This window comes from Pseudomonas trutticola BRTCR10, from assembly GCF_056155105.1.
In genome coordinates, this window is record NZ_CM149552.1 from 6,057,232 (window position 1) to 6,083,198 (window position 25,967).

Annotated in this window: 18 protein-coding genes; 15 read left to right on the forward strand and 3 right to left on the reverse strand. The window is 60.1% G+C overall.

Going from position 1 to position 25,967, the window contains the following annotated elements; all coding sequences use genetic code 11:
* Positions 1 to 89 precede the first annotated feature (89 nt).
* From ACVVH8_RS27540 to ACVVH8_RS27550, 3 genes are all read left to right on the forward strand, one after another.
* On the forward strand, positions 90 to 566 hold the full coding sequence (locus ACVVH8_RS27540) for a thioesterase family protein (RefSeq protein ID WP_213026801.1): 477 nt from the start codon (positions 90 to 92) through the stop codon (positions 564 to 566).
* A gap of 24 nt (positions 567 to 590) precedes the next feature.
* Entirely contained in the window at positions 591 to 1,754 is a 1,164-nt protein-coding gene (locus ACVVH8_RS27545; RefSeq protein WP_475227346.1) for a gamma-butyrobetaine dioxygenase, read from the forward strand.
* A 392-nt stretch (positions 1,755 to 2,146) separates the two neighbouring features.
* On the forward strand, positions 2,147 to 2,410 hold the full coding sequence (locus ACVVH8_RS27550; protein ID WP_103304375.1) for a hypothetical protein: 264 nt from the start codon (positions 2,147 to 2,149) through the stop codon (positions 2,408 to 2,410).
* 125 nt (positions 2,411 to 2,535) lie between these two features.
* Here the strand turns inward: ACVVH8_RS27550 and gbdR are convergent, their stop codons facing one another.
* Together gbdR and ACVVH8_RS27560 are read right to left on the reverse strand one after the other, a co-directional pair.
* Positions 2,536 to 3,639, reverse strand: a complete 1,104-nt coding sequence (gene gbdR, locus ACVVH8_RS27555) for a choline metabolism transcriptional regulator GbdR (protein ID WP_007949927.1) — start codon at positions 3,637 to 3,639, stop codon at positions 2,536 to 2,538.
* Between the two features lie 604 nt (positions 3,640 to 4,243).
* The gene (locus tag ACVVH8_RS27560; RefSeq protein WP_475227348.1) at positions 4,244 to 5,620 is read right to left on the reverse strand and encodes an L-serine ammonia-lyase; all 1,377 of its coding nucleotides are present in this window, start codon (positions 5,618 to 5,620) and stop codon (positions 4,244 to 4,246) included.
* A 436-nt stretch (positions 5,621 to 6,056) separates the two neighbouring features.
* Here ACVVH8_RS27560 and ACVVH8_RS27565 point away from each other — a divergent pair, with 436 nt between their 5' ends.
* From ACVVH8_RS27565 to choV, 3 genes are all read left to right on the forward strand, one after another.
* Positions 6,057 to 7,001 carry a choline ABC transporter substrate-binding protein gene (locus ACVVH8_RS27565; protein ID WP_315448265.1) on the forward strand — a complete coding sequence of 315 codons (945 nt, stop codon included), beginning with the start codon at positions 6,057 to 6,059 and terminating at the stop codon, positions 6,999 to 7,001.
* Between the two features lie 66 nt (positions 7,002 to 7,067).
* Positions 7,068 to 7,913 carry a choline ABC transporter permease subunit gene (choW, locus tag ACVVH8_RS27570; protein ID WP_103304244.1) on the forward strand — a complete coding sequence of 282 codons (846 nt, stop codon included), beginning with the start codon at positions 7,068 to 7,070 and terminating at the stop codon, positions 7,911 to 7,913.
* Positions 7,910 to 9,088, forward strand: coding sequence for a choline ABC transporter ATP-binding protein (gene choV / locus ACVVH8_RS27575; RefSeq protein WP_016772804.1), 1,179 nt, complete (start codon positions 7,910 to 7,912; stop codon positions 9,086 to 9,088). Before choW ends, choV begins: the two co-directional genes overlap by 4 nt.
* 190 nt (positions 9,089 to 9,278) lie before the next feature.
* Here the strand turns inward: choV and betT are convergent, their stop codons facing one another.
* On the reverse strand, positions 9,279 to 11,276 hold the full coding sequence (betT, locus tag ACVVH8_RS27580) for a choline BCCT transporter BetT (protein ID WP_103304245.1): 1,998 nt from the start codon (positions 11,274 to 11,276) through the stop codon (positions 9,279 to 9,281).
* A 429-nt stretch (positions 11,277 to 11,705) separates the two neighbouring features.
* Between betT and betI the strand changes: the two genes are divergently transcribed.
* The 9 genes from betI to yccS all read left to right on the forward strand — a co-directional run bounded on the left by betI (position 11,706) and on the right by yccS (position 25,827).
* Positions 11,706 to 12,299: a transcriptional regulator BetI gene (betI, locus tag ACVVH8_RS27585; protein ID WP_053124587.1), complete on the forward strand. Its 594-nt coding sequence runs from the start codon at positions 11,706 to 11,708 to the stop codon at positions 12,297 to 12,299.
* A gap of 88 nt (positions 12,300 to 12,387) precedes the next feature.
* Complete coding sequence (gene betB / locus ACVVH8_RS27590) at positions 12,388 to 13,860, forward strand: betaine-aldehyde dehydrogenase (protein WP_103304247.1); 1,473 nt, start codon at positions 12,388 to 12,390, stop codon at positions 13,858 to 13,860.
* Between the two features lie 180 nt (positions 13,861 to 14,040).
* Complete coding sequence (betA, locus tag ACVVH8_RS27595; protein WP_475227351.1) at positions 14,041 to 15,744, forward strand: choline dehydrogenase; 1,704 nt, start codon at positions 14,041 to 14,043, stop codon at positions 15,742 to 15,744.
* A gap of 283 nt (positions 15,745 to 16,027) precedes the next feature.
* A complete protein-coding gene (locus ACVVH8_RS27600; RefSeq protein ID WP_213026808.1) occupies positions 16,028 to 17,470 on the forward strand; it encodes a TldD/PmbA family protein in 1,443 nt (480 codons plus the stop codon).
* The gene (locus ACVVH8_RS27605; RefSeq protein WP_103304250.1) at positions 17,470 to 18,807 is read left to right on the forward strand and encodes a TldD/PmbA family protein; all 1,338 of its coding nucleotides are present in this window, start codon (positions 17,470 to 17,472) and stop codon (positions 18,805 to 18,807) included. Before ACVVH8_RS27600 ends, ACVVH8_RS27605 begins: the two co-directional genes overlap by 1 nt.
* 148 nt (positions 18,808 to 18,955) lie before the next feature.
* The gene (mdtD, locus tag ACVVH8_RS27610; protein WP_475227353.1) at positions 18,956 to 20,383 is read left to right on the forward strand and encodes a multidrug transporter subunit MdtD; all 1,428 of its coding nucleotides are present in this window, start codon (positions 18,956 to 18,958) and stop codon (positions 20,381 to 20,383) included.
* A gap of 307 nt (positions 20,384 to 20,690) precedes the next feature.
* The gene (gene dbpA / locus ACVVH8_RS27615; protein ID WP_475227355.1) at positions 20,691 to 22,076 is read left to right on the forward strand and encodes an ATP-dependent RNA helicase DbpA; all 1,386 of its coding nucleotides are present in this window, start codon (positions 20,691 to 20,693) and stop codon (positions 22,074 to 22,076) included.
* Between the two features lie 134 nt (positions 22,077 to 22,210).
* Complete coding sequence (locus ACVVH8_RS27620; RefSeq protein WP_103304254.1) at positions 22,211 to 23,389, forward strand: BaiN/RdsA family NAD(P)/FAD-dependent oxidoreductase; 1,179 nt, start codon at positions 22,211 to 22,213, stop codon at positions 23,387 to 23,389.
* Between the two features lie 254 nt (positions 23,390 to 23,643).
* Positions 23,644 to 25,827, forward strand: coding sequence for a YccS family putative transporter (gene yccS, locus ACVVH8_RS27625; protein ID WP_475227358.1), 2,184 nt, complete (start codon positions 23,644 to 23,646; stop codon positions 25,825 to 25,827).
* Positions 25,828 to 25,967 lie beyond the last annotated feature (140 nt).

The window sequence follows — 25,967 nt, forward strand, 5'->3', positions numbered from 1 at the left end:
CCCTTTCCCCCTCTCCCCCCTGGGGGAGAGGGCTGGGGTGAGGGGGTAGCTTTTGATCTTGAAGACCACCTGACTGCCGGAACCCAATCATGCCCACCCTCACCACCTACCAAACCCGCATCATCCCCGAATGGGTCGACTACAACGGCCACCTGCGCGACGCCTTCTACCTGCTGATCTTCAGCTACGCCACCGACGCTCTGATGGATCGCCTCGGCATGGACAGCAACAACCGCGAAGCCAGCGGTAATTCGCTGTTCACCCTTGAACTGCACCTCAACTACCTGCACGAAGTGAAGCTCGATACCGACGTCGAAGTGCGCACGCAAATCATCGGCCACGACAGCAAACGCCTGCACCTCTATCACAGCCTGCACAAGGCTGGAGAGGATCAGGAACTGGCGGGCAACGAACAGATGCTGTTGCACGTTGACCTCTCAGGCCCACGCTCGACGCCTTTCAGCACGGACACCTTGAGCCATCTGCAAAGCATCGTCGCCGAGCAGCAAGACCTGCCCTCTCCCACCTACATCGGCCGCGTCATTGCCCTGCCACCCGCCCGGTAAATTCATCGATCACAAGGAGCCGCCATGCACACCGCTGCCGCTGTTGCCGATTTCCGTACTTATCCGTTGATCAGCGCGCTGAGCGGCGTGCAGAGTCTGGCGGATCGCGTTGCCATCGAGTGGGCTGACGGTCGCATCAGCCCGTTTCACCACGTCTGGCTGCGGGACAACTGCCCGTGTCAGCACTGCGTCTATAGCGTCACTCGCGAACAGGTCTTCGAGATTGTCGATGCTGCTGAAGACCTCAAGCCTGTCGCCGCGCATATCGATACCGACGGCTGCCTGCGCATTGACTGGCAGGACGGGCACCTCAGTCGTTTCGATCCAGGCTGGTTGCGTGCGCATGCCTACGACGACGAATCACGCGCCGAACGTCTGGCCGCCAAGCCCAAGGCGTACCTGTGGCACAACGACTTGCAGTTGCCGGTATTCGAATATTCGGCGCTGATGAACGACAACAGCGCGTTGCTGCAATGGCTGATCGCTGTCCGCGACATCGGTCTGACCCAGGTGCGCGGCGTGCCGACCGAACCGGGTTCGCTGAAGCAGATCGCGCAGCGCATTTCCTTCATTCGCGAAAGCAATTTCGGTGTGCTGTTCAACGTGCAATCCAAAGCCGACGCCGACAGTAACGCCTACACCGCTTTCAATCTGCCGCTGCACACGGATCTGCCCACCCGCGAGCTGCAACCGGGGCTGCAATTTCTGCATTGTCTGGTGAATGACGCCGAGGGTGGCGAGAGCATTTTTGTCGATGGCTTTGCGATTGCCGATGCATTGCGCAGCGAAGACCCGGCATCGTTTCAGGCGCTATGCGAAATCCCCGTGGAGTTTCGCAACAAGGACCGCCATAGCGACTATCGCTGTCTCGCGCCGATCATCGCTTTGGATGCGCTGGGCCGGGTTGCGGAAATGCGTATGGCGAATTTTCTGCGCGGCGCGTTCGATACGTCGGTGGAGCAGATGCCGTTGCTCTATCGCGCCTATCGACGCTTGATCGCGATGACCCGCGAGCCACGGTTTCGGCTGATGCAGCGACTTAATCCGGGGGAGCTGTGGTGCTTCGATAACCGCCGCACCTTGCATGCGCGCAATGCGTTTGACCCGGCGACCGGGGCGCGGCATTTCCAGGGGTGCTACATCGATCGGGATGAGTTGTTGTCGCGGATTCTGGTGTTGCAACGCTAGACCGCGTCATCGTTGATCGCGGGCAAGCCCGCTCCCACAGGGTTCGGCGTCGAAAACAAATAATTGATCAGACCCAAAACCTGTGGGAGCTGGCTTGCCAGCGAAGGCGTCAGCAGCAACACGCCATTCTCTGGCTCACAGCCAAAAAAAGCCCCGATACAAGCCGTGACAGGATCGGGGCAGAAGCTACTGTTGAGGAGCTGCCGTGCGAGGGTGACCAAACCTTCGTGTTGCAAGCTGAGTTCAGTGTGCCCACTCCCCTCAGCGACGAGTTAGCCGAAAACGACCTGTTCATAGCCGTCGCAGCCACTGCGACAAATCGCCCTTGCCGTCCCTTCCCATGCCTACCAGAATCGAGCCACGACCTCCGTTGCCGAAGAAGGATGCGCGTCATGATGTATGCCGATTTGATCGATCAGGAAGACCTGTTGGGACAGCTCAAGGCATTGGGTTTTCAGGTACCGAGTGGCTCCACAGCGGAGCAGGCCTGCGAGTGTGCAGTGCGCGGTCTGGATAATGTGCGCGCGTTTGAACTGCGCAAGATGGTCAAGGATATGTACACCAGCGGCGCGAGTATTCAGCCAGCGGTGCGTCAGGCGATCGACAAACAGTTGTTGCCGGCATTGGCGCAATACCAACAGACCCACAGCGCCTGACGTTGATCACCTGATCGTTCCCATGCTCCGCGTGGGAATGCCTCAACGGACGCTCCGCGTTCGGCCTTTTGGGACGCGGAGCGTCCCGGGCTGCGTTCCCACGCAGAGCGTGGGAACGATCCTGATCAGAGCCTTACGCTGGCAAACGTCGACTCGTTACGCGCCTGACTCAACGCAGACATCGGCCCCGACAGCGGCGACATCACAATCGCCTGCGGCAGCGGCAGCATCGCCACTTGCTGGGTGGTGTTGGAACCTACGCGTTCGTCACGCGGCGGAATGCCGAAGTATTCGCGGTAGCACTTGGAGAAGTGCGGCGTCGAGACGAAACCACACACCGAAGCCACTTCGATGATCGACATCGGCGTCTGCTTGAGCAACTGCCGGGCGCGGATCAGGCGCAGCTTGAGGTAGTAGCGCGACGGCGAGCAGTGCAGGTATTTCTGGAACAACCGCTCCAGCTGGCGACGCGATACGGCGACGTACACCGCCAGTTCGTCGAGGTCGATCGGCTCTTCGAGGTTGGCTTCCATCAGAGCGACGATTTCCTGCAACTTCGGCTGGTTGGTGCCGAGCATGTGCTTGAGCGGCACGCGCTGGTGATCCTGCTCGTTGCGGATACGTTCGTAGACAAACATTTCCGAGATCGCGGCGGACAGTTCACGGCCGTGATCGCGGCTGATCAGGTGCAGCATCATGTCCAGCGGCGCGGTGCCGCCAGAGCTGGTGAAACGGTTACGGTCGAGGGTGAACAGGCGCGTGCTCATCGCCACGCGCGGGAAAGCTTCCTGCATCGCCGCCAGACATTCCCAGTGCACGCTGCAATCGAAACCGTCGAGCAGGCCGGCGCAGGCCAAGGCCCAACTGCCGGTGCACACGGCGCCGAGGCGCTTGGACTGGCGCGCCTGGCTTTGCAGCCACGAGACGTGTTCACGGGTAACCGTGCGCTGAATGCCGATCCCGCCGCAAACAATCACGGTGTCCAAGGGCGGGGCTTTGTGCATGGAGGCATCGGGAGTGATTTGCAGACCGTCACTGGCCCACACTTGGCCGCCATCGACGGTGAGGGTGCTCCAGCGATACAGCTCACGACCGGACAATTGATTGGCCATGCGTAGCGGTTCTACCGCAGAGGCCAGGGAAATCAGCGTGAAATTGTCCAGCAGCAAAAAGCCGATGGATTGAGGCGCACGGTTCTGGGGTTGGGCCCCGGAGTTGAACGACGTCATCGCGGTATCTCCTCACACAAAGCGGGTGATGGCCTCAGGCGGAGGCTCTTGTTATTGCCGCGTGCTCATGCGGGAGACGGGCTTTGTTATGACAGAGCAATTGCCATGCCTAAAATTGAATGGCCGTTCAATAACTCCTGAAAACGACGTCGCGACGTGTCTATTCGAGACGTCCGACGAAAGGTATTTCGAAGTGCCATCAGCGTTGGTGAGAGCCCTGCTCCGTTGCCTGTGAGCAAATCGGTAGCACTTGTGGGAATGGGCCTGCGCGCGGTTGTTTCGGAGTGTCACCGCAGGCACGGGTGACGGACGGTAGCGTGTGCTGATTGCCTGTTACAGGTGGGAAAGACTCTTATCTGATTGCGACGCGCTAAAAGGTGGCGTGATTTGATTACCGTGTTCACTTGGTGAGCAGTTTTGACTGGTCCGGCCTCATCGCTGGCAAGCCAGCTCCCACAGGGATTGGTGATGCTCACAAGATTTCAGCAACACCCAACAACTTATGAGAACCAGCTCCCACAGGGATTTTCTGTGTGATCAAGATTTCTGTATCACCACAGAACCTGTGGGAGCTGGCTTGCCAGCGATTGGGGTCAACTTGGTCTCAGCACTCAACAGCGCTGACCGCCAAGCCACCGCGCGATGTCTCTTTATATTTGTCATGCATGTCGGCACCGGTATCACGCATGGTACGGATCACCCGATCCAGCGAGATAAAGTGCTGACCATCGCCACGCAAGGCCATTTGCGCCGCGTTGATCGCCTTCACGGCGGCAATCGCATTGCGCTCGATGCACGGCACCTGCACCAGACCGCCAACCGGATCGCAGGTCAGGCCGAGGTTGTGTTCCAGACCGATTTCTGCGGCGTTGCACAGTTGCTCCGGCGTCGCCCCGAGGATCTCCGCCAGCCCTGCCGCCGCCATCGCGCAGGCTGAACCGACCTCGCCCTGGCAGCCGACTTCGGCACCCGAGATCGAAGCGTTCTTCTTGCACAGAATGCCCACCGCCGCCGCACCGAGGAAATAGTCGACCACGTTGGCGTCGGTGACCGCTTCGCTGAACTTCATAAAGTAGTGCAACACCGCCGGGATGATCCCCGCCGCACCGTTGGTCGGCGCCGTGACCATGCGCCCGCCGGCCGCGTTCTCTTCATTAACAGCCAGGGCGAACAGATTGACCCACTCCATCGCACTCAACGTCGAGCCGATCACATTGGGCTTGTTCAGCTCCTGCAGGCTGCGATGCAACTTCGCCGCGCGCCGACGCACATTCAATCCACCGGGCAGGATGCCTTCGTGCTTGAGGCCCTGCTCGACGCAGTCCTGCATCGCCCGCCACAGCTTCATCAGCCCGGCGCGGATTTCCTCTTCGCTGCGCCAGACCTTTTCGTTGGCCATCATCAATTCGGCGACGCGCAGGTTGTTTTTCTTGCACAGCTCCAGCAGCTCCACCGCGCTGGAAAAGTCATAAGGCAACTCGGTGCGATCCAGATCGACCACGCCACTGGACGCCTGCGCCTGATCCACCACGAAACCGCCACCCACCGAATAGTAGGTGTCGCGATGCAGTTCACCGTGATCACCCTCGGCAACAATCGTCATCGCATTGGGATGGAACGGCAGATTCTCGTCGATCAGGCGCATGTCCCGTGCCCAGACAAACGGCACCGACAAACGACCATCCAATAGAAGGGTATGAGTTTCACGCAGCGCCTGAATGCGCGGGCCGATCTGCGACGGGTCGATAGCGTCCGGCCACTCGCCCATCAGGCCCATGATCACCGCGTTGTCGCTGCCGTGACCGATACCGGTGGCCGACAACGATCCGAACAACTGCACTTCTATACGACGCACCTGTTCCAGCTGGTGCTTGTCCCTTAGCGACTCGACGAACAACGCCGCGGCGCGCATCGGCCCGACGGTGTGGGAACTGGAAGGGCCGATGCCGATTTTGAACAGGTCGAAAACGCTGATAGCCATTGCTGCAGAGCTCCTGAGGATGCCGATCCGGGGCGATAAGCGCCCGCTGGCGGAGCTGCTACGCTCAAGCTGCGATCCGCCGGAATGCCCGCATCATCAGGCTTTTGTCAGGTCGCACGGCGTCTGACACCGACGCACTCATGCCCACTAACGCCGTGCCGCTTTCGTCCCCGGTTTTCGCCGTTTTTATGCGGTTCAGATGGCCAGACGGGGCCAAAAAAAGCTGTAAGCGACGTCACTGACACTGGATGCGACCATCCCTGTACTGGATACGACGCCCCCTGTAGGCGTCAGATTTTCACTGGTACATGATCGTTATGACTCGATTGCAAGGCGCCGTGGTAGAGCTGTCTCCAGAACGCCATCCAACCGCAACCTATAAGTGCGGTGGTCCACAGTCGGAACACTGCCAAAAAAAACACCAAGGAGTCCATCCATGAAAGGTTCCCCGTCGTTGTTGTTGGCCGCCATGCTGAGTCTGCCGTTACTGGCTCAAGCTGCAGAACCGGCGCAGTGCAGTACCGTTAACTTCTCCGATGTCGGCTGGACCGACATCACCGCCACCACCGCTACCACCTCCGTTGTCCTCAACGCCCTCGGCTACAAGACCAAGACCACCATGATCTCCGTGCCTGTGACCTACAAGTCGCTGGCCGACGGCAAGAACATGGACGTGTTCCTCGGTAACTGGATGCCGACCATGGAGAACGACATCAAGGCTTACCGCGAAGCTGGCACCGTGGAAACCGTGCGCACCAACCTCAAGGGTGCCAAGTACACCCTCGCCGTGCCGCAAGCCCTGTACGACAAGGGTCTGCATGACTTCGCCGACATCGCCAAATTCAAGAAAGAACTCGACGGCAAGATCTACGGCATCGAGCCTGGCAACGACGGCAACCGTCTGATCCAGAGCATGATCGACAAGGACGCCTTCGGCCTGAAAACCGCCGGTTTCAAAGTCGTCGAATCCTCCGAAGCGGGCATGCTCTCGCAGGTTGACCGCGCGCAGAAACGCGACACCGCCGTGGTCTTCCTCGGCTGGGCGCCGCACCCGATGAACAAGCGCTTCAAGATTCAATACCTGACCGGTGGCGATGACTTCTTCGGCCCGGATTTCGGTGCTGCAACCGTGGCGACCAACACTCGCAAGGGCTACGCCACCGAGTGCAGCAACGTCGGTCAGTTGCTGAAAAATCTGGAGTTTACTGTCGACATGGAAAGTGAACTGATGGGCAACATCCTCGACGACAAGATGAAGCCTGACGCGGCCGCCAAGGCCTGGCTGAAAAAGAATCCACAGGTGCTCGATACCTGGCTCGCTGGCGTGACCACCATTGACGGTAAACCTGGCCTGGAGGCCGTGAAAGCCAAACTGCAGTAATCGCTTATGCCGGGGGAGCCAGCTCCCCCGGGCTGTTTATTTCCTTGCATGCGGACGTTCACTACCATGCTGATTGATCAGAAAATACCTTTAGGCCAGTACATCGCGGGCTTCGTTGAATGGTTGACGCAACACGGCGCCAGCACCTTCGACGCAATCGCCGTGACCCTGGAAACGATGATCCACGGCGTGACGTTTGCGCTGACCTGGTTCAACCCGCTGGTCTTGATCGGCCTCATCGCTCTGATTGCGCATCTGATCCAGCGCAAATGGGGATTGACCGCTTTCGTTATCGCCTCCTTCCTGCTGATCCTCAATCTGGGGTACTGGCAGGAAACCATGGAAACCCTCGCCCAGGTCATGTTCGCGACCCTGGTCTGCGTGGTCATCGGCGTGCCGTTGGGCATCGTCGCCGCGCACAAACCGATGTTCTACACATTGATGCGTCCGGTACTCGATCTGATGCAGACCGTACCGACCTTCGTTTACCTCATTCCTACCCTGACCCTCTTCGGGCTGGGTGTGGTGCCGGGCCTGATCTCCACGGTGGTATTCGCCATCGCTGCGCCGATCCGCCTGACCTACCTGGGCATCCGCGATGTCCCGCAAGAACTGATGGACGCCGGCAAGGCCTTCGGCTGCTCGCGTCGCCAATTGCTCTCACGGATCGAACTGCCTCACGCCATGCCGAGCATCGCTGCCGGCATCACCCAGTGCATCATGCTGTCGTTGTCGATGGTGGTGATCGCGGCACTGGTGGGCGCCGACGGACTCGGCAAACCGGTGGTCAACGCACTGAACACTGCTGATATCGCCCTGGGCTTCGAAGCAGGCCTGGCGATCGTACTGCTGGCGATCATGCTCGACCGTATCTGCAAACAACCCGACGCCAAAGTAGGGGGTGACGCATGAGCATAATTCGCTTCGAAGACGTCGACGTAATCTTCTCCAAGGATCCACGCGAGGCACTCAAGCTGCTGGATCAGGGCATGACCCGCAACGAGATCCTGAAAAAGACCGGGCAGATTGTCGGCGTGGAAAAAGCCACGCTGGACATCAATAAAGGCGAGATCTGCGTGCTGATGGGCCTCTCCGGCTCCGGCAAATCGAGCCTGCTGCGCTGCATCAACGGCCTCAACACCGTGAGCCGCGGCAAGCTGTTCGTCGAGCATGAAAACCGTCAGATCGACATTGCCTCCTGTACTCCCGCAGAGCTGAAAATGATGCGTACCAAACGCATCGCCATGGTGTTCCAGAAGTTCGCCCTGATGCCGTGGCTGACGGTGCGCGAGAACATCAGTTTCGGTCTGGAAATGCAGGGTCGCCCGGAGAAGGAACGCAAGAAACTGGTCGACGAAAAACTCGAACTGGTGGGCCTGACACAGTGGCGTAACAAGAAGCCTGACGAACTCTCCGGCGGCATGCAGCAGCGCGTGGGCCTGGCGCGAGCATTGGCGATGGACGCCGACATTCTGTTGATGGACGAACCGTTTTCGGCACTCGACCCGCTGATTCGTCAGGGCTTGCAGGATGAACTGCTGGAACTGCAACGCAAGCTGAGCAAGACCATCGTCTTCGTGAGTCACGACCTTGATGAAGCGCTGAAACTCGGCAGCCGAATCGCAATCATGAAAGACGGCCGGATCATCCAGTACAGCGTGCCGGAAGAGATCGTGCTGAACCCTGCGGACGACTATGTGCGCACCTTCGTGGCGCACACCAATCCGCTCAACGTGCTCTGCGGTCGCAGCCTGATGCGCACGCTGGACAAGTGCAAACGCATCAACGGTTCGGTGTGTCTGGATCCGGGCGGCGACTCGTGGCTGGACCTTGCCGAAGGCAACACCATCAAGGGCGCGCGACAGAATGGCTCGGTACTGAACCTGCAGAACTGGGCGCCGGGGCAAGCAGTGGAAGGGCTGGAGCGCAAGCCGACGCTGGTGGATTCGAATATCGGCATGCGTGATGCGTTGCAGATTCGGTATCAGACCGGCAACAAGCTGGTGCTGCACGATAACAATCATGTGGTGGGGATCTTGGGCGACAGTGAGCTGTATCACGCGTTGCTGGGCAAGAACCTGGGGTAAGAACCCCGGACACAAAAACGCCGCGAGAGGATCGCGGCGTGATCGTTCCCACGCTCTGCGTGGGAATGCAGCCCGGGACGCTCCGCGTCCCACAACAGCGGACGCAGAGCGTCCATTGAGACATTCCCACGCAGAGCGTGGGAACGATCATGCAAAAGGGGCTCAATCGAGCCCCTTTTGTTTTAGCTGTTTAGCTGTACACCCGGCCAAGGAGTTGCCGATGGCTTTCAAACTGATCGAGCACATCGCGTGTGATCTGATCCTGCGTGAAGCCCATCAGGTCGTAATCCTGGCTGCCGTTGTGCAAATACACCTCGGCGCGGTAGTAACGCTGGCGCGCTTCATCGGACTGGGCCGATTCAGTCGGCGTCGCCAGATAACCGTCCAGGCTCACTTCGTAAACGAAAGGGTTGCCCTCTTCCATCTCGATGCGCACGCCCATGCAACGCTTGGATTTACCCAAAAGCGTTTGCACTTCCAGACCCTGCGCACGCATTTGCGCGGCAGCGTCTTCCAGCGCCGGGCTGACCTGCTTGTCCATGAAACGCTGCACCACCGATTGGCTCGGTTGCAGGTCCAGTTGCGTCAGACGCTCGCTGAAACCGCGACGACCACGTTCAGCCAGTTGCGCCTGCTCCTGTTCGATCTGCACGTCCTGACGCATTGCCTTGTGCAGGCCGAACATGAAGAACACCAGCACCACCGAGAACGGCAGACCGGCCAGCACCACCATGGTTTGCATGGCTTCGAAGTTACCGGCAAACAGCAGGCCGATGGTCACGAGGGTGATCACGACGGACCAGAAGATTCGCAGCCAATGCGGCGCATCTTCGTCGACGTTGCCGCCCTTGCAGGACAGATTCGCCATCATCACCGCGCCGGAGTCGGCCGGGGTCAGGAACAGCACGAAGCCAACAAAGATCGACACACCGATGACGATTTTCGACGCCGGGTAATGCTCAAGCAACTGATAGATCGCCATCGACGGCTGTTCCAGCGCCGTCTTGCCAAGCTCGACCGCCCCCTGGTTCATCACCAGGTCCAGTGCCGAGTTACCGAAGATCGACAGCCAGGCCAAGGTGAAGCCCAGCGGAATCAGCAGCACGCCGGCGACCAGTTCGCGCACGGTACGACCACGGGAAATACGCGCAATGAACATGCCTACAAATGGGGCCCAGGAAATCCACCACGCCCAGTAGAACAGAGTCCACAGACCCAGCCAGCGGTCGGACTTGGCGTTGTCGCCTTCATAGACGTACAGGTCGAACGTCTTCAGCACCACGCCGTTGAGGTAGTCGCCGATGTTCTGCACGAAGCCGTTGAGCAGGTGCAGGGTCGGGCCGAACAGCAGGACGAAAATCAGCAGACCGCTGAACAGCACGATGTTCAGGTTGGACAGACGACGGATGCCGTTTTCCACACCGGACACGGCAGCGATGGTCGCCACGGTGCTCATGACGATGATCACGATCAAAAGGTTGGTGTTGCTGTGCTCCATGCCGAACAGGTTTTCCAGGCCGGAGGACACTTGCAGCGAGCCGATCCCCAGGTTGGTCACCAGACCCAGCAGGGTCACGAACATGCCGAAGCCGTCCACCGCGTGACCGGCCGCGCCTTTGACCCAACGCTCACCGACCAGCGGATACAGCGCCGAACGCAGGGCCAGCGGCTGGTTATGACGGTACGCGAAGTACGCCACGGCCAGACCGACCAGCGCATAGATCGCCCAGCCGTGCAGGCCCCAGTGCAGGAACGTCAGCTGTACCGCCTGACGCGCGGCCATGTTGGTGGCCGCTGCGCCTTCCGGCGGATTGAAGTAGTGATCCAGTGGCTCGGAAGCGCCGAAGTACAGCAGCGAAATACCGATACCCGACGAGAACAGCATCCCCGCCCAGGCGCCGTAACTGAAATCCGGGGTGTCGTCCTTGCTGCCCAGTTTGAGTTTGCCGTACGAGGAAAACGCCAGGCCCACGACAAATACCAGATAGGCGGCAATCACCACCATGTAGTACCAGCCGAAGCTGCGCGACAACCAGGCCTGAGCCACACCCAACAAACTGCCAGCCTCTTTCGGGGCGATCATCAGAATGGCGGTCAACAACAGAATCAGCGCGGTAGAGGTGTAAAACACCCAACCGTTGACCGTCACCTTCTCGGGCGGGGTCTTTATAAGCGAGGCAGAACTCATGGCACAAATGCTCCAGGCAGTGCGAGAGAAGAACACAAGGCAACACGGAACCCGACCAATCGGTTAGTTGGCAGCCGACCGGCGGGTGATATAAAGACACCCCGAAAAAAGCCCGAACCTGCCGAAATGGCGCTGCGAATCGCTTTCGTGGCCAAAGGCATCCGGACGTTCATCCGAAACCTGGCCCTGAGCGTCTTGCCCTTTCAACACGTCCATCGAATCGCGAACCGCGCCATGCCCCATACAGGTTTCAAGCATTTTCGGATGTCGGTTTTATCGCCACTTACACGTAGGAAAAATCTGTAGGCAGCGACGATTTGTCGCAGATCTTATTCTTTGTTGATTGAACGTTCAATCAAAACAAAATAGACTGGCCCTCAATCCGATAGGCGTCATTCGCCCCTCGGAAGGCCTAAGGAGATGTGCAAGATGCCCAAGGTCGGTATGCAACCCATCCGCCGCCAACAACTGATCGAAGCCACTTTGCAGGCGGTCGATCAGGTCGGAATGGGGGACGCCAGCATTGCGCTGATCGCCCGTTTGGCCGGTGTCTCGAATGGCATCATCAGTCATTACTTTCAGGACAAGAACGGCCTGATTGCCGCCACGATGCGGTATCTGATGAGCGTCCTCAGCGAGAACGTCACCCTGCGCCGCCAAGCGCTGGCAGATGACAGCCCACGGGCGCATCTGCAGGTGATCATCGAAGGCAACTTCGACGCCAGCCAGGTCAATGGCCCGGCAATGAAAACCTGGCTGGCCTTCTGGGCCACCAGCATGCACCAGCCGTCTTTGCACAGGTTGCAGCGGATCAACGATCACCGTCTGTATTCCAACCTGTGCTGCGAGTTCCGCCGTGTGTTGCCGCTCGAAGATGCGCGCACCGCAGCGCGTGGCCTGGCAGCGTTGATTGATGGCTTGTGGTTGCGCGGCGCTTTGTCGGGAGACGCTTTCGACACGGCGCAGGCGCAACAGATCGCTTACGAATACATGGATTTCCAATTGGCCAAGAAGGTGAGCTAGAGCACACAGAAAACGCTCGGCCCCTGAACGCCACCGCAGCCTCACCGCGGTGGTCAACGCCAACCACTAATGCACTTGCGAGGACACTATGGCCCGTTTCGAACTGCAAAAACTTTACATCGATGGTGCGTACTCCGACGCCGGCAGCGATGCCACCTTCGAAGCCATCAACCCGGCTAACGGTGAAGTCCTCGCACTGGTGCAACGTGCGACCAAGGAAGACGTCGAGCGCGCTGTCGTCAGCGCTGAAAAGGGCCAGAAAATCTGGGCTGCGATGACCGCCATGGAGCGTTCGCGCATCCTGCGTCGCGCCGTCGACATCCTGCGCGAGCGCAACGATGAACTGGCTGCTCTGGAAACCCTGGACACCGGTAAAGCCTTCTCCGAAACCAAGTACGTCGACATCGTTACCGGCGCCGACGTGCTGGAATACTACGCAGGCCTGGTACCCGCCATCGAAGGCGAGCAGATCCCGCTGCGTGACACTTCTTTCGTTTACACCCGTCGCGAGCCGCTGGGCGTGGTGGCCGGTATCGGCGCGTGGAACTACCCGATCCAGATTGCTCTGTGGAAATCCGCTCCAGCCTTGGCGGCCGGTAACGCGATGATCTTCAAGCCAAGCGAAGTCACCTCGCTGACCACCCTGAAACTGGCCGAGATCTACACCGAAGCCGGCGTTCCGAATGGCGTGTTCAACGTTCTGACCGGCAGCGGCCGTGAAGTCGGCACCTGGCTGACCGAGCACCCGCGCATCGAAAAAATCTCGTTCACTGGCGGCACCGACACTGGCAAGAAAGTCATGGCCAGCGCTTCGGCTTCGTCGCTGAAAGACGTGACCATGGAACTGGGCGGCAAATCCCCGCTGATCATCTGCGACGACGCAGATCTGGATCGCGCTGCCGACACCGCGATGATGGCCAACTTCTACAGCTCCGGTCAGGTCTGCACCAACGGCACTCGCGTGTTCGTACCGGCTCATCTGAAAGCCGCCTTCGAAGCCAAGATCGTTGAGCGCGTTGCGCGCATCCGCATCGGCAACCCGGAAGACGAAAACACCAACTTCGGCCCGCTGGTCAGCTTCCCGCACATGGAAAGCGTGTTGGGTTACATCGCCAAGGGTAAAGAAGAAGGTGCCCGCGTACTGTGCGGCGGCGAGCGTCTGACCGACGGCGAATTCGCCAAAGGCGCATTCGTTGCTCCGACCGTGTTCACCGATTGCACCGACGACATGACCATCGTTCGTGAAGAAATCTTTGGCCCGGTCATGGCGATCCTCTCCTACGAAACCGAAGAAGAAGTGATCCGCCGCGCCAACGACACCGACTTCGGCCTGGCCGCCGGTATCGTCACCAAAGACCTTAACCGCGCGCACCGCGTGATTCATCAACTGGAAGCCGGTATCTGCTGGATCAACGCCTGGGGCGAGTCCGACGCAAAAATGCCGGTGGGCGGTTACAAGCAGTCGGGTGTTGGCCGTGAGAACGGGATCAGCTCGCTGAACAACTTCACCCGCATCAAATCGGTACAGGTCGAGCTGGGCGATTACGTCTCGGTGTTCTAAGACCCGAGTCCTGTATTGCCTGCGAGGCCGCCTTCGCTGGCAAGCCAGCTCCCACAGGTTTGGTGTCGCCCACCAAATCTGTGGCAACTCCCAATCCTTGTGGGAGCTGGCTTGCCAGCGATTCGAGTGCGCAGCACTCGCCGAGGCCCGACCTGACCAACTTCAAAGAGGGTGCATTCAATGTCCCAAGAATTCGATTACATCATCATCGGTGCCGGCTCGGCCGGTAACACCCTGGCGACCCGTCTGACTGAAGACGCGGGCGTCACCGTTCTGCTGCTCGAAGCCGGCGGCCCGGACTATCGTTTCGACTTCCGCACGCAAATGCCCGCCGCACTGGCGTTCCCGCTGCAGGGTCGTCGCTACAACTGGGCGTACGAAACCGATCCAGAGCCACACATGGACGGTCGCCGGATGGAATGCGGTCGCGGCAAAGGCCTCGGCGGTTCCTCGTTGATCAACGGCATGTGCTACATCCGTGGTAACGCGATGGACTACGACGGCTGGGCAAAACTGCCAGGCCTGGAAGACTGGTCGTACCTCGACTGCCTGCCGTACTTCCGCAAAGCGGAAACCCGCGACATCGGCCCGAACGACTACCACGGTGGCGACGGTCCGGTCAGCGTGACCACGCCGAAGGCTGGCAACAACCCGCTGTTCCACGCCATGGTTGAAGCTGGCGTGCAGGCCGGTTACCCGCGCACCGAAGACCTGAACGGCTACCAGCAGGAAGGCTTCGGTCCGATGGACCGCACCGTGACGCCGAACGGCCGCCGTGCTTCCACCGCCCGTGGCTACCTCGATGTCGCCAAGAAGCGTTCGACTCTGACCATCGTCACCCACGCCCTGACCGACAAGATCCTGTTCGAAGGCAAGCGTGCCGTTGGCGTGCGTTACCTGGTCGGCGACGCTGAAGAGCGCGTTGAAGTCAAAGCACGCAAAGAAGTCCTGCTGTGCTCCGGCGCCATCGCTTCGCCGCAGATTCTGCAACGTTCCGGTGTCGGCCCGGCAAAACTGCTGGAAAGCCTCGACATCCCGGTCGTACACGATCTGCCGGGTGTCGGTGAAAACCTGCAGGATCACCTTGAGCTGTACCTGCAATACGCCTGCACTCAGCCGGTTTCGCTGTATCCGTCGCTGCTCTGGTACAACCAGCCGGCCATCGGTGCCGAGTGGCTGTTCAACGGCACCGGCATCGGCGCCAGCAACCAGTTCGAAGCCGGCGGTTTCATCCGTACTCGTGAAGAGTTCGAATGGCCGAACATCCAGTACCACTTCCTGCCGGTGGCGATTAACTACAACGGCAGCAACGGTGTGAAAGAGCACGGCTTCCAGGCGCACATGGGTTCCATGCGTTCGCCGAGCCGTGGCCGCATCCAGGTCAAATCCAAGGATCCGCGCCAGCACCCGAGCATCCTGTTCAACTACATGGCCACCGAGCAGGACTGGCAGGAATTCCGTGACGGCATCCGCCTGACCCGTGAAATCATGCAGCAGCCTGCGCTGGACGCTTTCCGTGGCCGCGAAATCAGCCCGGGCATCGAAGTGCAAACCGATGAGCAGCTCGACAAGTTCATCCGTGAGCACGCCGAAACCGCGTTCCACCCGTCCTGCTCGTGCAAGATGGGCACCGACGACATGGCTGTGGTTGATGGCGAAGGTCGTGTGCACGGCATGCAGAGTCTGCGCGTGGTCGATGCTTCGATCATGCCGATCATCACCACCGGTAACCTGAACGCGCCGACGATCATGATGGCCGAGAAAATCGCCGACAAGATCCGTGGCCGCAAACCACTGCCGCGTAGCAATGCTGCCTACTACGTCGCGGGCAATGCGCCGGTGAAAGGCAAGCCGATGCGTGATATCACGCCTGCTGCTCAGTAAGACTTGATACCGCGTCACGGCTAATCGCTGGCAAGCCAGCTCCCACAGGGTTTTGCGTCGTTCACAAATATTGTGTTCAACAAAAAACATGTGGGAGCCTGGCTTGCCAGCGATGAGGCCCTCACATTCAGCACAAATTCCCCCGCTGCACAGTAAATCCTCCTACAGCCCCTCTTCACTTGATCCTACCCCCACGCAGGCCTACTCTAGACCTCGCGCAACCGTTTCACCCCTCCCCGCCGAATCGCCTCACCCCGCAACTCCATAACAAGGAGGTTCCCGAATGTTCGATTTCCACCCCCAGCTCAAGCAGCGCTTCGCTGCCTTGCGCACGGGCGCTGAGTTTTTTTCCCTGCGGTATGTACGCGAGTCCGGCCAGTATCTGTCGGTGCGCAAGAACGTCGCCGAACCGCCAAGCCTGAGCCGTGATGAAGGCGCGATGCTTACCGTTCGCGTCAATGGCGTTGAAGCCTATGCGGCGACCAACGACCTCTCGCAACAAGGCCTGCAAGCTGCCCTTGAACGCGCAGAAATCCAGGCCCGCCGGCTCAAGCCGCACGCGCTGCTCGACCTGCGCGATCAGCCCGTGTCCAGCGACCGCGCTGACTACTTTTCACCCAATCTCGAACAACCCTTCCCGTCCCTGAGCGAATGCTTTGAGTTGCTCGGCGCGGAATCCGCCTCGGTGCCAAAGGATGAGCGCCTGGTGAATTGGGAAGTGAGCATCGGCATTACCCATGTCGAGCAGATCTACCTGAGCAGCGCCGGAGCCGAATTGCGTCAGGCCCAGCGCTTCGTCTACCCAGGCCTCGACGTCACCGCCTACGACGGCAACGACAGCCAGACCCGCAGCCTCGGCCGCGAGAACTTCGGCCAACAGGGCGGCGCTGACGTGATCAGCCGCTGCGGCCTGGTTGGTGCCGGTCCGCAGGTGGCCGATCAGGCCCTGCAACTGCTGCTCGCGCCAAACACCCCGCAAGGGCCGCGCGACCTGCTGCTGATGCCCGATCAGATGATGCTGCAGATCCACGAATCCATCGGTCACCCGCTGGAACTCGACCGGATTCTCGGCGACGAGCGCAATTACGCAGGTACCAGTTTCGTCAAAGCATCTGATTTCGGCAGCCTGCAATACGGCTCGAAACTGCTCAACGTGACCTTCGATCCGGGCATCCCCGAAGAACTCGCCAGTTACGGCCACGACGACGATGGCAGCAAGGCCAGCAAGCAATTCCTGATTCGCGAGGGCCTGCTGCTGCGACCATTGGGCGGTGCTCTGTCGCAGTTCCGCGCCGGTCTCGACGGTGTCGCCAACAGTCGCGCCTGTGGCTGGAACCGCGCGCCGATCGACCGTATGGCCAACCTCAATATCGAACCGGGCGACCAGCCGCTGAACAAGCTGATCGAAGGCATCGAGCACGGCATTTTGATGAGCACCAACCGCTCGTGGTCGATTGACGATGCACGCAACAAATTCCAGTTCGGCTGCGAATGGGGCCAGTTGATCGAAAACGGCGAACTCAAAGGCGTGGTGAAAAACCCGAACTACCGGGCGATTTCCGCGCACTTCTGGAAAAGCCTGCGCGCCGTCGGCGATGCCAACACCGTCAAGGTGCTGGGCACGCCAAACTGCGGCAAGGGCGAACCGAACCAGGTGATCCGCGTCGGCCACGCTTCGCCGGCCTGCGTATTCAGCAATGTTGATGTGTTTGGGGGAGACGCCTGATGAGTACGGTCAAGAATCAGGCTGAGGCCTTTAAAGTACTGGTCAACTGGCTGCGCGATACAGTGCGCGAGCCGGAACAGTTCACCCTCAGCTATGCCGCCGAATCGTCGGCGTTCGTGCGTTTCAACCACGCCAAGGTGCGTCAGGCCGGGCAAGTGCAGCAGGCCGATGTCGGCCTGAAACTGATCAACGACGGCCGCCATGCCGACTTGCACATCACCCTCTCCGGTGATCTGGAAGGCGACCTGCAACGCCTCGCCGAAGGTCTGCAACAATTGCGCGAAACCCTGCCGCTGCTGCCGCAGGATCCGTATCTGTTGCTCAACCACAATGGCTGGCAGAGCAATAACGTGCAGGAGCATCCGCTGCCGGACACCGAGCAGGTGGTCGACGAAATCTGCGCCGCCGCCGAAGGTCTGGACCTGGTGGGCTTCTATGCCGCCGGCCCGATCAGCCGTGGTTTCGCCAGTTCTTCAGGCGCCTTCGGCTGGCATCAGGCGAACAGCTTCAACTTCGATTTCAGCCTGTTCCACGAGAACGGCGAGGCCGTGAAGGCCAGTTACGCCGGGCACGACTGGAGCAGCGATGGTTTCGCCAAACGCTTCCAGCAGGCGCGCGAGCAACTGGAATTCCTTGGTCGGCCGTTGCGCACCTTGGCACCGGGGCAATACCGCGCGTATCTGGCGCCGGCGGCGCTGGAAGAAATCATGGGCATGCTGAGCTGGGGCGGTTTCTCGGCGCAATCGATCGCGAGCAAAAGCAGCCCGTTGCAGAAGCTCTATGTCGGCGATCAGGCGTTCAGCCCGCTGGTGTCGCTGGATGAGAAAGTCAGCGAATCGTTGAGCCCGGCGTTTTCCGGTGAAGGTTATCCACGCAGCGATCTGCGCCTGATCGTCGAAGGCAAGGCTGGCGATCAATTGGTCGGTTCGCGCAGTGCGGCCGAATACGGCCTGACGGCCAACGGTGCCAGCGGCGGTGAATCGCCGAGTGCATTGAACATGGCTGCCGGTGATCTGTCGCAAGCAGAGATCCTCAAGCAATTGGGCACCGGGCTGTACATCAGCAACCTGTGGTACCTGAACTTCTCGGATCAACCGGCGGCGCGCATGACCGGCATGACCCGCTTCGCGACCTTCTGGGTCGAGAACGGCGAGATCCAGGCTCCGGTCAGCACCATGCGTTTCGATGACAGCGCCTACAGCCTGCTGGGTTCGCAGCTGGAAGCACTGACCGCCGAGCGTGAGTTGCTGCTGTCGGCGAGTACGTATAGCCAGCGCAATACTTCCTCGGCGTTGCTGCCGGGGGCGCTGGTGAGCCGACTGACCCTGACCTTGTAATACCGCAACACCGCAGTACCTGTGGGAGCTGGCTTGCCAGCGATGGCGGACTTTCAGGCAACAACGATGTTGAATCTGATGGCCTCATCGCTGGCAAGCCAGCTCCCACAGGGTAGTGTTCCGTCTGATCCACTTTCTCAGAGGTTCCATGCCCACTCGCCCGCCTCTCGACGCCATCACCGCCCGCTGGTTGCCGTGGGTCGTCGCCATTGCGTTCTTCATGCAGTCCCTCGACGGGACCATCCTCAACACCGCCCTGCCGGCCATGGCCCGAGATCTGGCCGAAGACCCTCTGCGCATGCAGGGTGTGGTCATCTCCTACATGCTCACCGTGGCGTTGTTGATCCCCGCTTCCGGGTGGATCGCCGACCGCTTCGGCACCAAGAAAATCTTCTTCGGCGCGATCCTCCTGTTCAGCTTCGGCTCGCTGCTCTGCGCGTTGTCGAGCAGCCTGAGCATGCTGGTCGGCGCCCGCGTCATCCAAGGCTTGGGCGGCGCGCTGATGTTGCCGGTCGGTCGACTGGTGGTTTTACGTGCCTATCCAAGATCGGAACTGGTGCGGATCATGGGTTTCATCACCATCCCCGGCCTGCTCGGCCCGTTGATCGGCCCGACCATGGGCGGCTGGATGGTCGAATACCTGACGTGGCACTGGATCTTCCTGATCAACCTGCCGGTCGGCGTCATCGGCTGCTACGCAGTGTGGAAATTCATCCCCGACCTGCGCGGTACCGAGCGCACGCGCTTCGATAGCTTGGGCTTTCTGTTGTTTGGCGCGGCGATGATTCTGATCACCATCGCCATGGAAGGGCTCGGCGAACTGCACCTGCCGCACCTGCGGGTGATGTTGCTGCTGTTCGGCGGCATGGCCTGTCTGGCAGCGTACTGGTTGCGCGCCGGGCATATCGAAAACCCGCTGTTCGCGCCGTCGCTGTTCAAGACCCGCACCTTCGCCGTCGGCATTCTCGGCAACCTGTTCGCCCGTCTGGGCAGCGGCGCCCTGCCGTTTCTGGTGCCGTTGCTGCTGCAAGTGGCGCTCGGTTATTCGCCGTCGCAAGCGGGGATGAGCATGCTGCCGCTGGCCGCTGCGGCGATGGTCGCCAAATGGGTGGCGCGGCCGCTGATCGAACGTCTCGGTTATCGCATCGTGCTGACCGGCAACACACTGGCGCTGGGGATCATGCTGGCGAGCATGGGCCTGGTCAGCGAGCAGACACCGTACTGGCTGCTGCTGTGTCTGCTGGCGGTTCTCGGCGCGATCAACTCGCTGCAATTTACGGCGATGAATACGGTGACGTTGATTGATCTGGATGATGCGAGCGCCAGCAGCGGCAATAGTTTGCTCTCGGTGGTGGCGCAGTTGTCGTTGAGTCTTGGGGTTGCCTGCGCCGGTGCATTGCTCGGCGGATTTACTGCGGAGATTGGTAACGATGTTGTCGAGACCGTATTGGGCGCGTTCCAGCTGACCTTCGTCACGGTCGGGATCATGGCGATGCTGGCGGCGACAATTTTCTCACAACTGTCGAAAGAAGACGGCCGCCGCGCCAAACGCCCGGAAGAGCACATCGAACACTGATTTGCGCTGGAGGGCTTTTGTGGCGAGGGTGCTTTGTGGTGAGGGGATTTATCCCCGATGGGTTGCGCAGCGCCCCCAAGAAAGCTGAATGCGATCAGTCTGATGCACTGAGGCGGCAGGTTTTGGGGCTGCTTCGCAGCCCATCGCGGATAAATCCCCTCACCACAGAGGCTCCTCTGCCACAGGTTCATCTGCGGTCCGGGAACAACTCTGGGTTGTTGATTCAGTCACTGTTCGTCCAGAACTTTCGAGGAAAGTGGCCCGGGGCTGCTACACTGCGCGACATTTTGTTTTGCAGGCCAGTCCCGTGACCACCATCGCCACCGCTTTTAATACTCTGCCGCTGTCCGCCGCCATGCTGGCTAACCTCGAATCACTCGGTTATGCCCAGATGACGCCGATCCAGGCGCAGAGCTTGCCGGTGATCCTCAAGGGGATGGACCTGATCGCCCAAGCCAAGACCGGCAGCGGCAAGACCGCCGCGTTCGGCATCGGCCTGCTCAACCCGATCAACCCGCGCTACTTCGGTTGCCAGGCCCTGGTGATCTGCCCGACCCGTGAGCTGGCCGACCAGGTTGCCAAGGAAATCCGTCGTCTGGCCCGTGCCGAAGACAACATCAAGGTCCTGACCCTGTGCGGCGGCGTGTCGTTCGGCCCGCAGATTGCTTCGCTGGAGCACGGCGCGCACATCATCGTCGGCACCCCGGGGCGTATCCAGCAGCACCTGCGCAAGGGCTCGCTGGTGCTCGACGGCCTGAACACGCTGATCCTCGACGAAGCCGATCGCATGCTCGACATGGGCTTCTACGACGCGATCGAAGACATCATCGTCAAGACCCCGGAGCGTCGTCAGACCCTGCTGTTCTCCGCCACCTACCCGGTGGGCATCAAGCAACTGGCCTCGAAATTCATGCGTGATCCGCAAACGGTCAAGGCCGAAGCGTTCCACGATGACACGCAGATCGAGCAGCGTTTCTACGAGATTTCCCCGGAAGACCGGATGAGCGTAGTGACCAAAGTCCTGCACCACTTCCGCCCGGCGTCCTGCGTGGCGTTCTGCTTCACCAAGCAGCAGGTTCAGGAAACTGTCGACCACCTGACCGCCAAAGGCATTTCCGCCGTCGGCCTGCACGGCGATCTGGAACAGCGTGACCGCGACCAGGTGCTGGCGATGTTCGCCAACCGCAGCACTTCGGTACTGGTTGCCACCGACGTTGCCGCCCGTGGTCTGGACATCGATGCGCTGGACATGGTGATCAACGTCGAACTGGCCCGCGATTCGGAAATCCACATTCACCGCGTCGGCCGTACCGGTCGTGCTGGCGAGAAAGGCATTGCGATCAGTCTGGTTGCCCCGGGCGAAGCACACCGCGCTCAAGCCATCGAACAACTGCAGAAATCGCCGCTGAACTGGGATCAGGTCGAAAACCTCAAATCCCAGGGCCTTGCCCCGCTGCAGCCGCCGATGACTACGCTGTGCATTGGCGCTGGCCGTAAAGACAAGGTGCGTCCGGGCGACATTCTTGGCGCATTGACCGGCGACGCCGGCATTCCGGGTGCGCAGGTTGGCAAGATCGCAATCTTTGATTTCCAGGCCTACGTGGCGGTTGACCGCACTGTAGCCATGCAGGCTTTGCAGCGTTTGAACGACGGCAAGATCAAGGGCCGTTCTCTGCGCGTGCGTATCCTCTGACCCGATCGTTCCCACGCTCTGCGTGGGAACGCATCCTGTGACGCTCCGCGTCACGATTCAACAGCGGACGCAGAGCGTCCATGGCGGCATTCCCACGCAGAGCGTGGGAACGATCATTGTGTGAGGACACCGTTTTGCGCTCTACCGAAGTCGTGATCATTGGCGCTGGCGCCGCTGGGTTGATGTGTGCACTGACCGCCGCCGGGCGTGGGCGTCAGGTGTTGCTGCTCGACCACGCGAACAAGGCCGGCAAGAAAATCCTGATGTCGGGCGGTGGCCGCTGCAACTTCACCAACATGTACACCGAGCCGAGCAATTTCCTCTCGCAGAACCCGCATTTTTGCAAATCGGCACTGGCGCGTTACACCCAGTGGGATTTCATCGGCATGGTCGGCAAGCACGCCGTGCCGTACCACGAGAAAAAACTCGGCCAGCTGTTCTGCGATAACAAGTCCAGCGACATCCTCGAAATGCTTCTGACCGAATGCGATCAAGTCGGTGTCGACCTGCGTCTGGACACCTCGATCCAGACCATCGAGAAAGTCGAAAATGGCTACCTGCTCGACACCACCCTCGGTCAAGTCCAGTGCCAGTCGCTGGTAATTGCCACGGGTGGTCTGTCGATCCCGACGCTGGGCGCCACCGGTTTTGGTTATCAGGTCGCCAAGCAATTCGGCCATGAACTGCTGCCGACCCGCGCCGGGCTGGTGCCGTTCACCATCACCGATCAGCTCAAGGAATTGTGCACCGAACTGTCCGGGACGTCGGTAGATTGCCTGGTCAGCTGCAACGAGCAGAGCTTTCGCGAGAATATCCTGTTCACGCACCGTGGCCTCAGTGGTCCGGCGATTCTGCAGATTTCCTCGTTCTGGGAATCCGGCGACACGGTGGAGATCAACTTGCTGCCGGATCACGACGCCGCGAGCTGGCTGCAACAGCAAGTGGCCGAACGCCCCAATAGCGAGCTGAAAACGCTGCTGGGTGAAATCTTCACCAAGAAGATGGCCAACCTGCTGGCGGACAACTGGTTCGTCTCCAAGCCGATGAAGCAGTACACCCACGCGGAACTGGCGGAGATCGCCGAGAAGCTGGGTAGCTGGAAAGTCGTGCCGGCGGGTACTGAAGGTTATCGCACCGCTGAAGTAACACTCGGTGGCGTCGATACTCGCGAAGTGTCCTCGAAAACCATGGAATCACTGAAAAGCCCCGGCCTGTACTTCATCGGTGAAGTGCTCGACGTCACCGGTCATCTGGGCGGCTTCAACTTCCAGTGGGCCTGGGCCTCGGGTTACGCGGCTGCGCAGTACGCTTAATTCAAAGCTAAATACAAAAACCTGTGGGAGCTGGCTTGCCAGCGATGAGGCCGGCGGATCCAACATCATTGTTGACTGTCAGGCAGCCATCGCTGGCAAGCCAGCTCCCACAGGGTTCCGTGCCCAATTCAAGATTTAATCCAGCACAAGATCTCAAAGGAACACTTTTTGCTGTCAGATGTGATCGGCGCCATTGCGTCGGCGTCATTACTGGCTCAATTTAGCGGCATCGCCTCGGAAGGCCTTCGCACTTCATGTCCTCGACCTCGTTTCGTCAGTCTTTGCGGCGCCTGTGGGCGCTGGATAAATTCAGCTACAGCGTGCGGGTGTTCATCGCCCTGACCGGCAGCATGGCGCTGTGTTGGTATCAGGATGAAATGGGCCTGCTGATCCCGTTGTTCCTCGGCATTATCGCCAGCGCCCTGGCCGAGACCGACGACAGTTGGCAGGGCCGCCTCAACGCACTCGCGGTGACGCTGGTGTGTTTCAGCATCGCCGCGCTGTCGGTGGAATTGCTCTTCCCCTACCCCATCGTGTTTGCCATTGCCCTGGCGCTGGCCAGTTTCGGCCTGACCATGCTCGGGGCGCTCGGCGAGCGTTATGGGGCGATTGCCTCGGCGACGTTGATTCTTTCCGTGTACACGATGATCGGCGTCGATCAACGCGGTGGCGCGGTCACTGATTTCTGGCACGAACCGATGCTGCTGGTGGCCGGTGCGGCGTGGTACGGCTTGCTCTCGGTGTTGTGGCAGGCGATGTTTTCCAATCAGCCGGTACAGCAGAGCCTGGCGCGGTTGTTCCGCGAACTGGGGTTTTATCTGAAGCTGAAATCGTCGCTGTTCGAGCCGATCCGGCAGATGGACGTCGAAGCACGACGGCTGGAGCTGGCCCAGCAAAATGGCCGCGTGGTGGCGGCACTGAACAGTGCCAAGGAAATCATTCTGCACCGGGTCGGCAACGGTCGCCCCGGCTCGAAAGTCAGCCGTTACCTGAAGTTGTACTTCCTCGCTCAGGACATCCACGAACGCGCCAGCTCTTCGCACTATCCCTACAATGCGCTGGCCGAAGCGTTTTTCCACAGTGATGTGCTGTTCCGCTGCCAACGACTATTGCGCCAGCAAGGCAAAGCCTGCCGCGCACTGGCCGAATCGATCCAGATGCGCCAGCCGTTCATCTATGACGCCAGTTTCGCCGAAGCGCTGAGCGACCTCGACGCCTCCCTCGAACACCTGCGCATCCAGAGCAATCCGGCATGGCGCGGACTCCTGCGTTCGTTGCGCGCACTGGCAGCCAACCTCGGCACCCTCGACCGTTTGCTCAGCGACGCAAGCAACCCCGACGCCTTGGCCGACGCCACCGACAGCAGCCTGCTTGACCGCTCGCCACGCAATCTCAAAGACGTGTGGATTCGCCTGCGTACACAACTGACACCGACTTCGTTGTTGTTCCGCCATGCCCTGCGTTTGCCGCTGGCGCTGAGTATCGGTTACGGCATGGTGCATTTGATTCACCCCTCGCAAGGCTACTGGATCATCCTCACCACGCTGTTTGTCTGCCAGCCGAACTATGGCGCGACGCGACGCAAACTCGGTCAGCGGATTCTCGGCACCGCCATCGGCCTGACGGTGGCGTGGGCCTTGTTCGATCTGTTCCCGAGTCCGCTCGTGCAGTCGTGCTTCGCCATCGCCGCCGGGGTGGTGTTCTTTACCAATCGCACCACCCGTTACACCCTGGCGACCGCCGCGATCACCATCATGGTGTTGTTCTGCTTCAATCAGGTCGGTGACGGTTACGGGCTGTTCCTGCCGCGACTGTTCGATACCTTGCTCGGCAGCCTGATCGCCGGCCTCACGGTATTCCTGTTCCTGCCGGACTGGCAGGGTCGGCGTCTGAACAAAGTGCTGGCCAACACCCTGACCTGCAACAGCATCTACCTGCGCCAGATCATGCAGCAATATGCCGCCGGCAAGAGCGACGACCTCGCTTATCGTCTGGCCCGGCGCAATGCGCACAACGCCGATGCGGCGCTGTCGACAACACTGGCGAACATGCTGATGGAGCCGGGGCATTTCCGCAAAGAAGCGGATGTCGGTTTCCGCTTTCTGGTGCTGTCGCACACCTTGCTCAGTTATCTGTCAGGGCTGGGTGCACACCGCGAGACGCAGCTGCCGGCGGAGGTGCGCGAACATCTGATTGACGGTGCAGGTGTGAGCCTCGCGGCGAGCATCGATGAAATCGCTCAAGGGCTGGCGAGCAAGCAGCCGATTGCGATTCAGAGTGATGAGGAAGAAGCGCTGGCCAATGAGCTGGAGCAGATGCCCGATGAGATTGATGAAGGGCAGCGACTGGTGCAGACGCAATTGGCGTTGATCTGCCGGCAGCTGGGGCCGTTGCGTACGCTGGCGGCGCATTTGATCAAGGACACATCTGAAGTTTGAGGTGGCCTGACTGGCCCCATCGCTGGCAAGCCAGCTCCCACAGTGGGTCGGGTGATTCACAAAATTGTGCTTCACCAAAGAACCCTGTGGGAGCTGGCTTGCCAGCGATGAGGCCCTCAGCAACAACACAACTCTGGGAT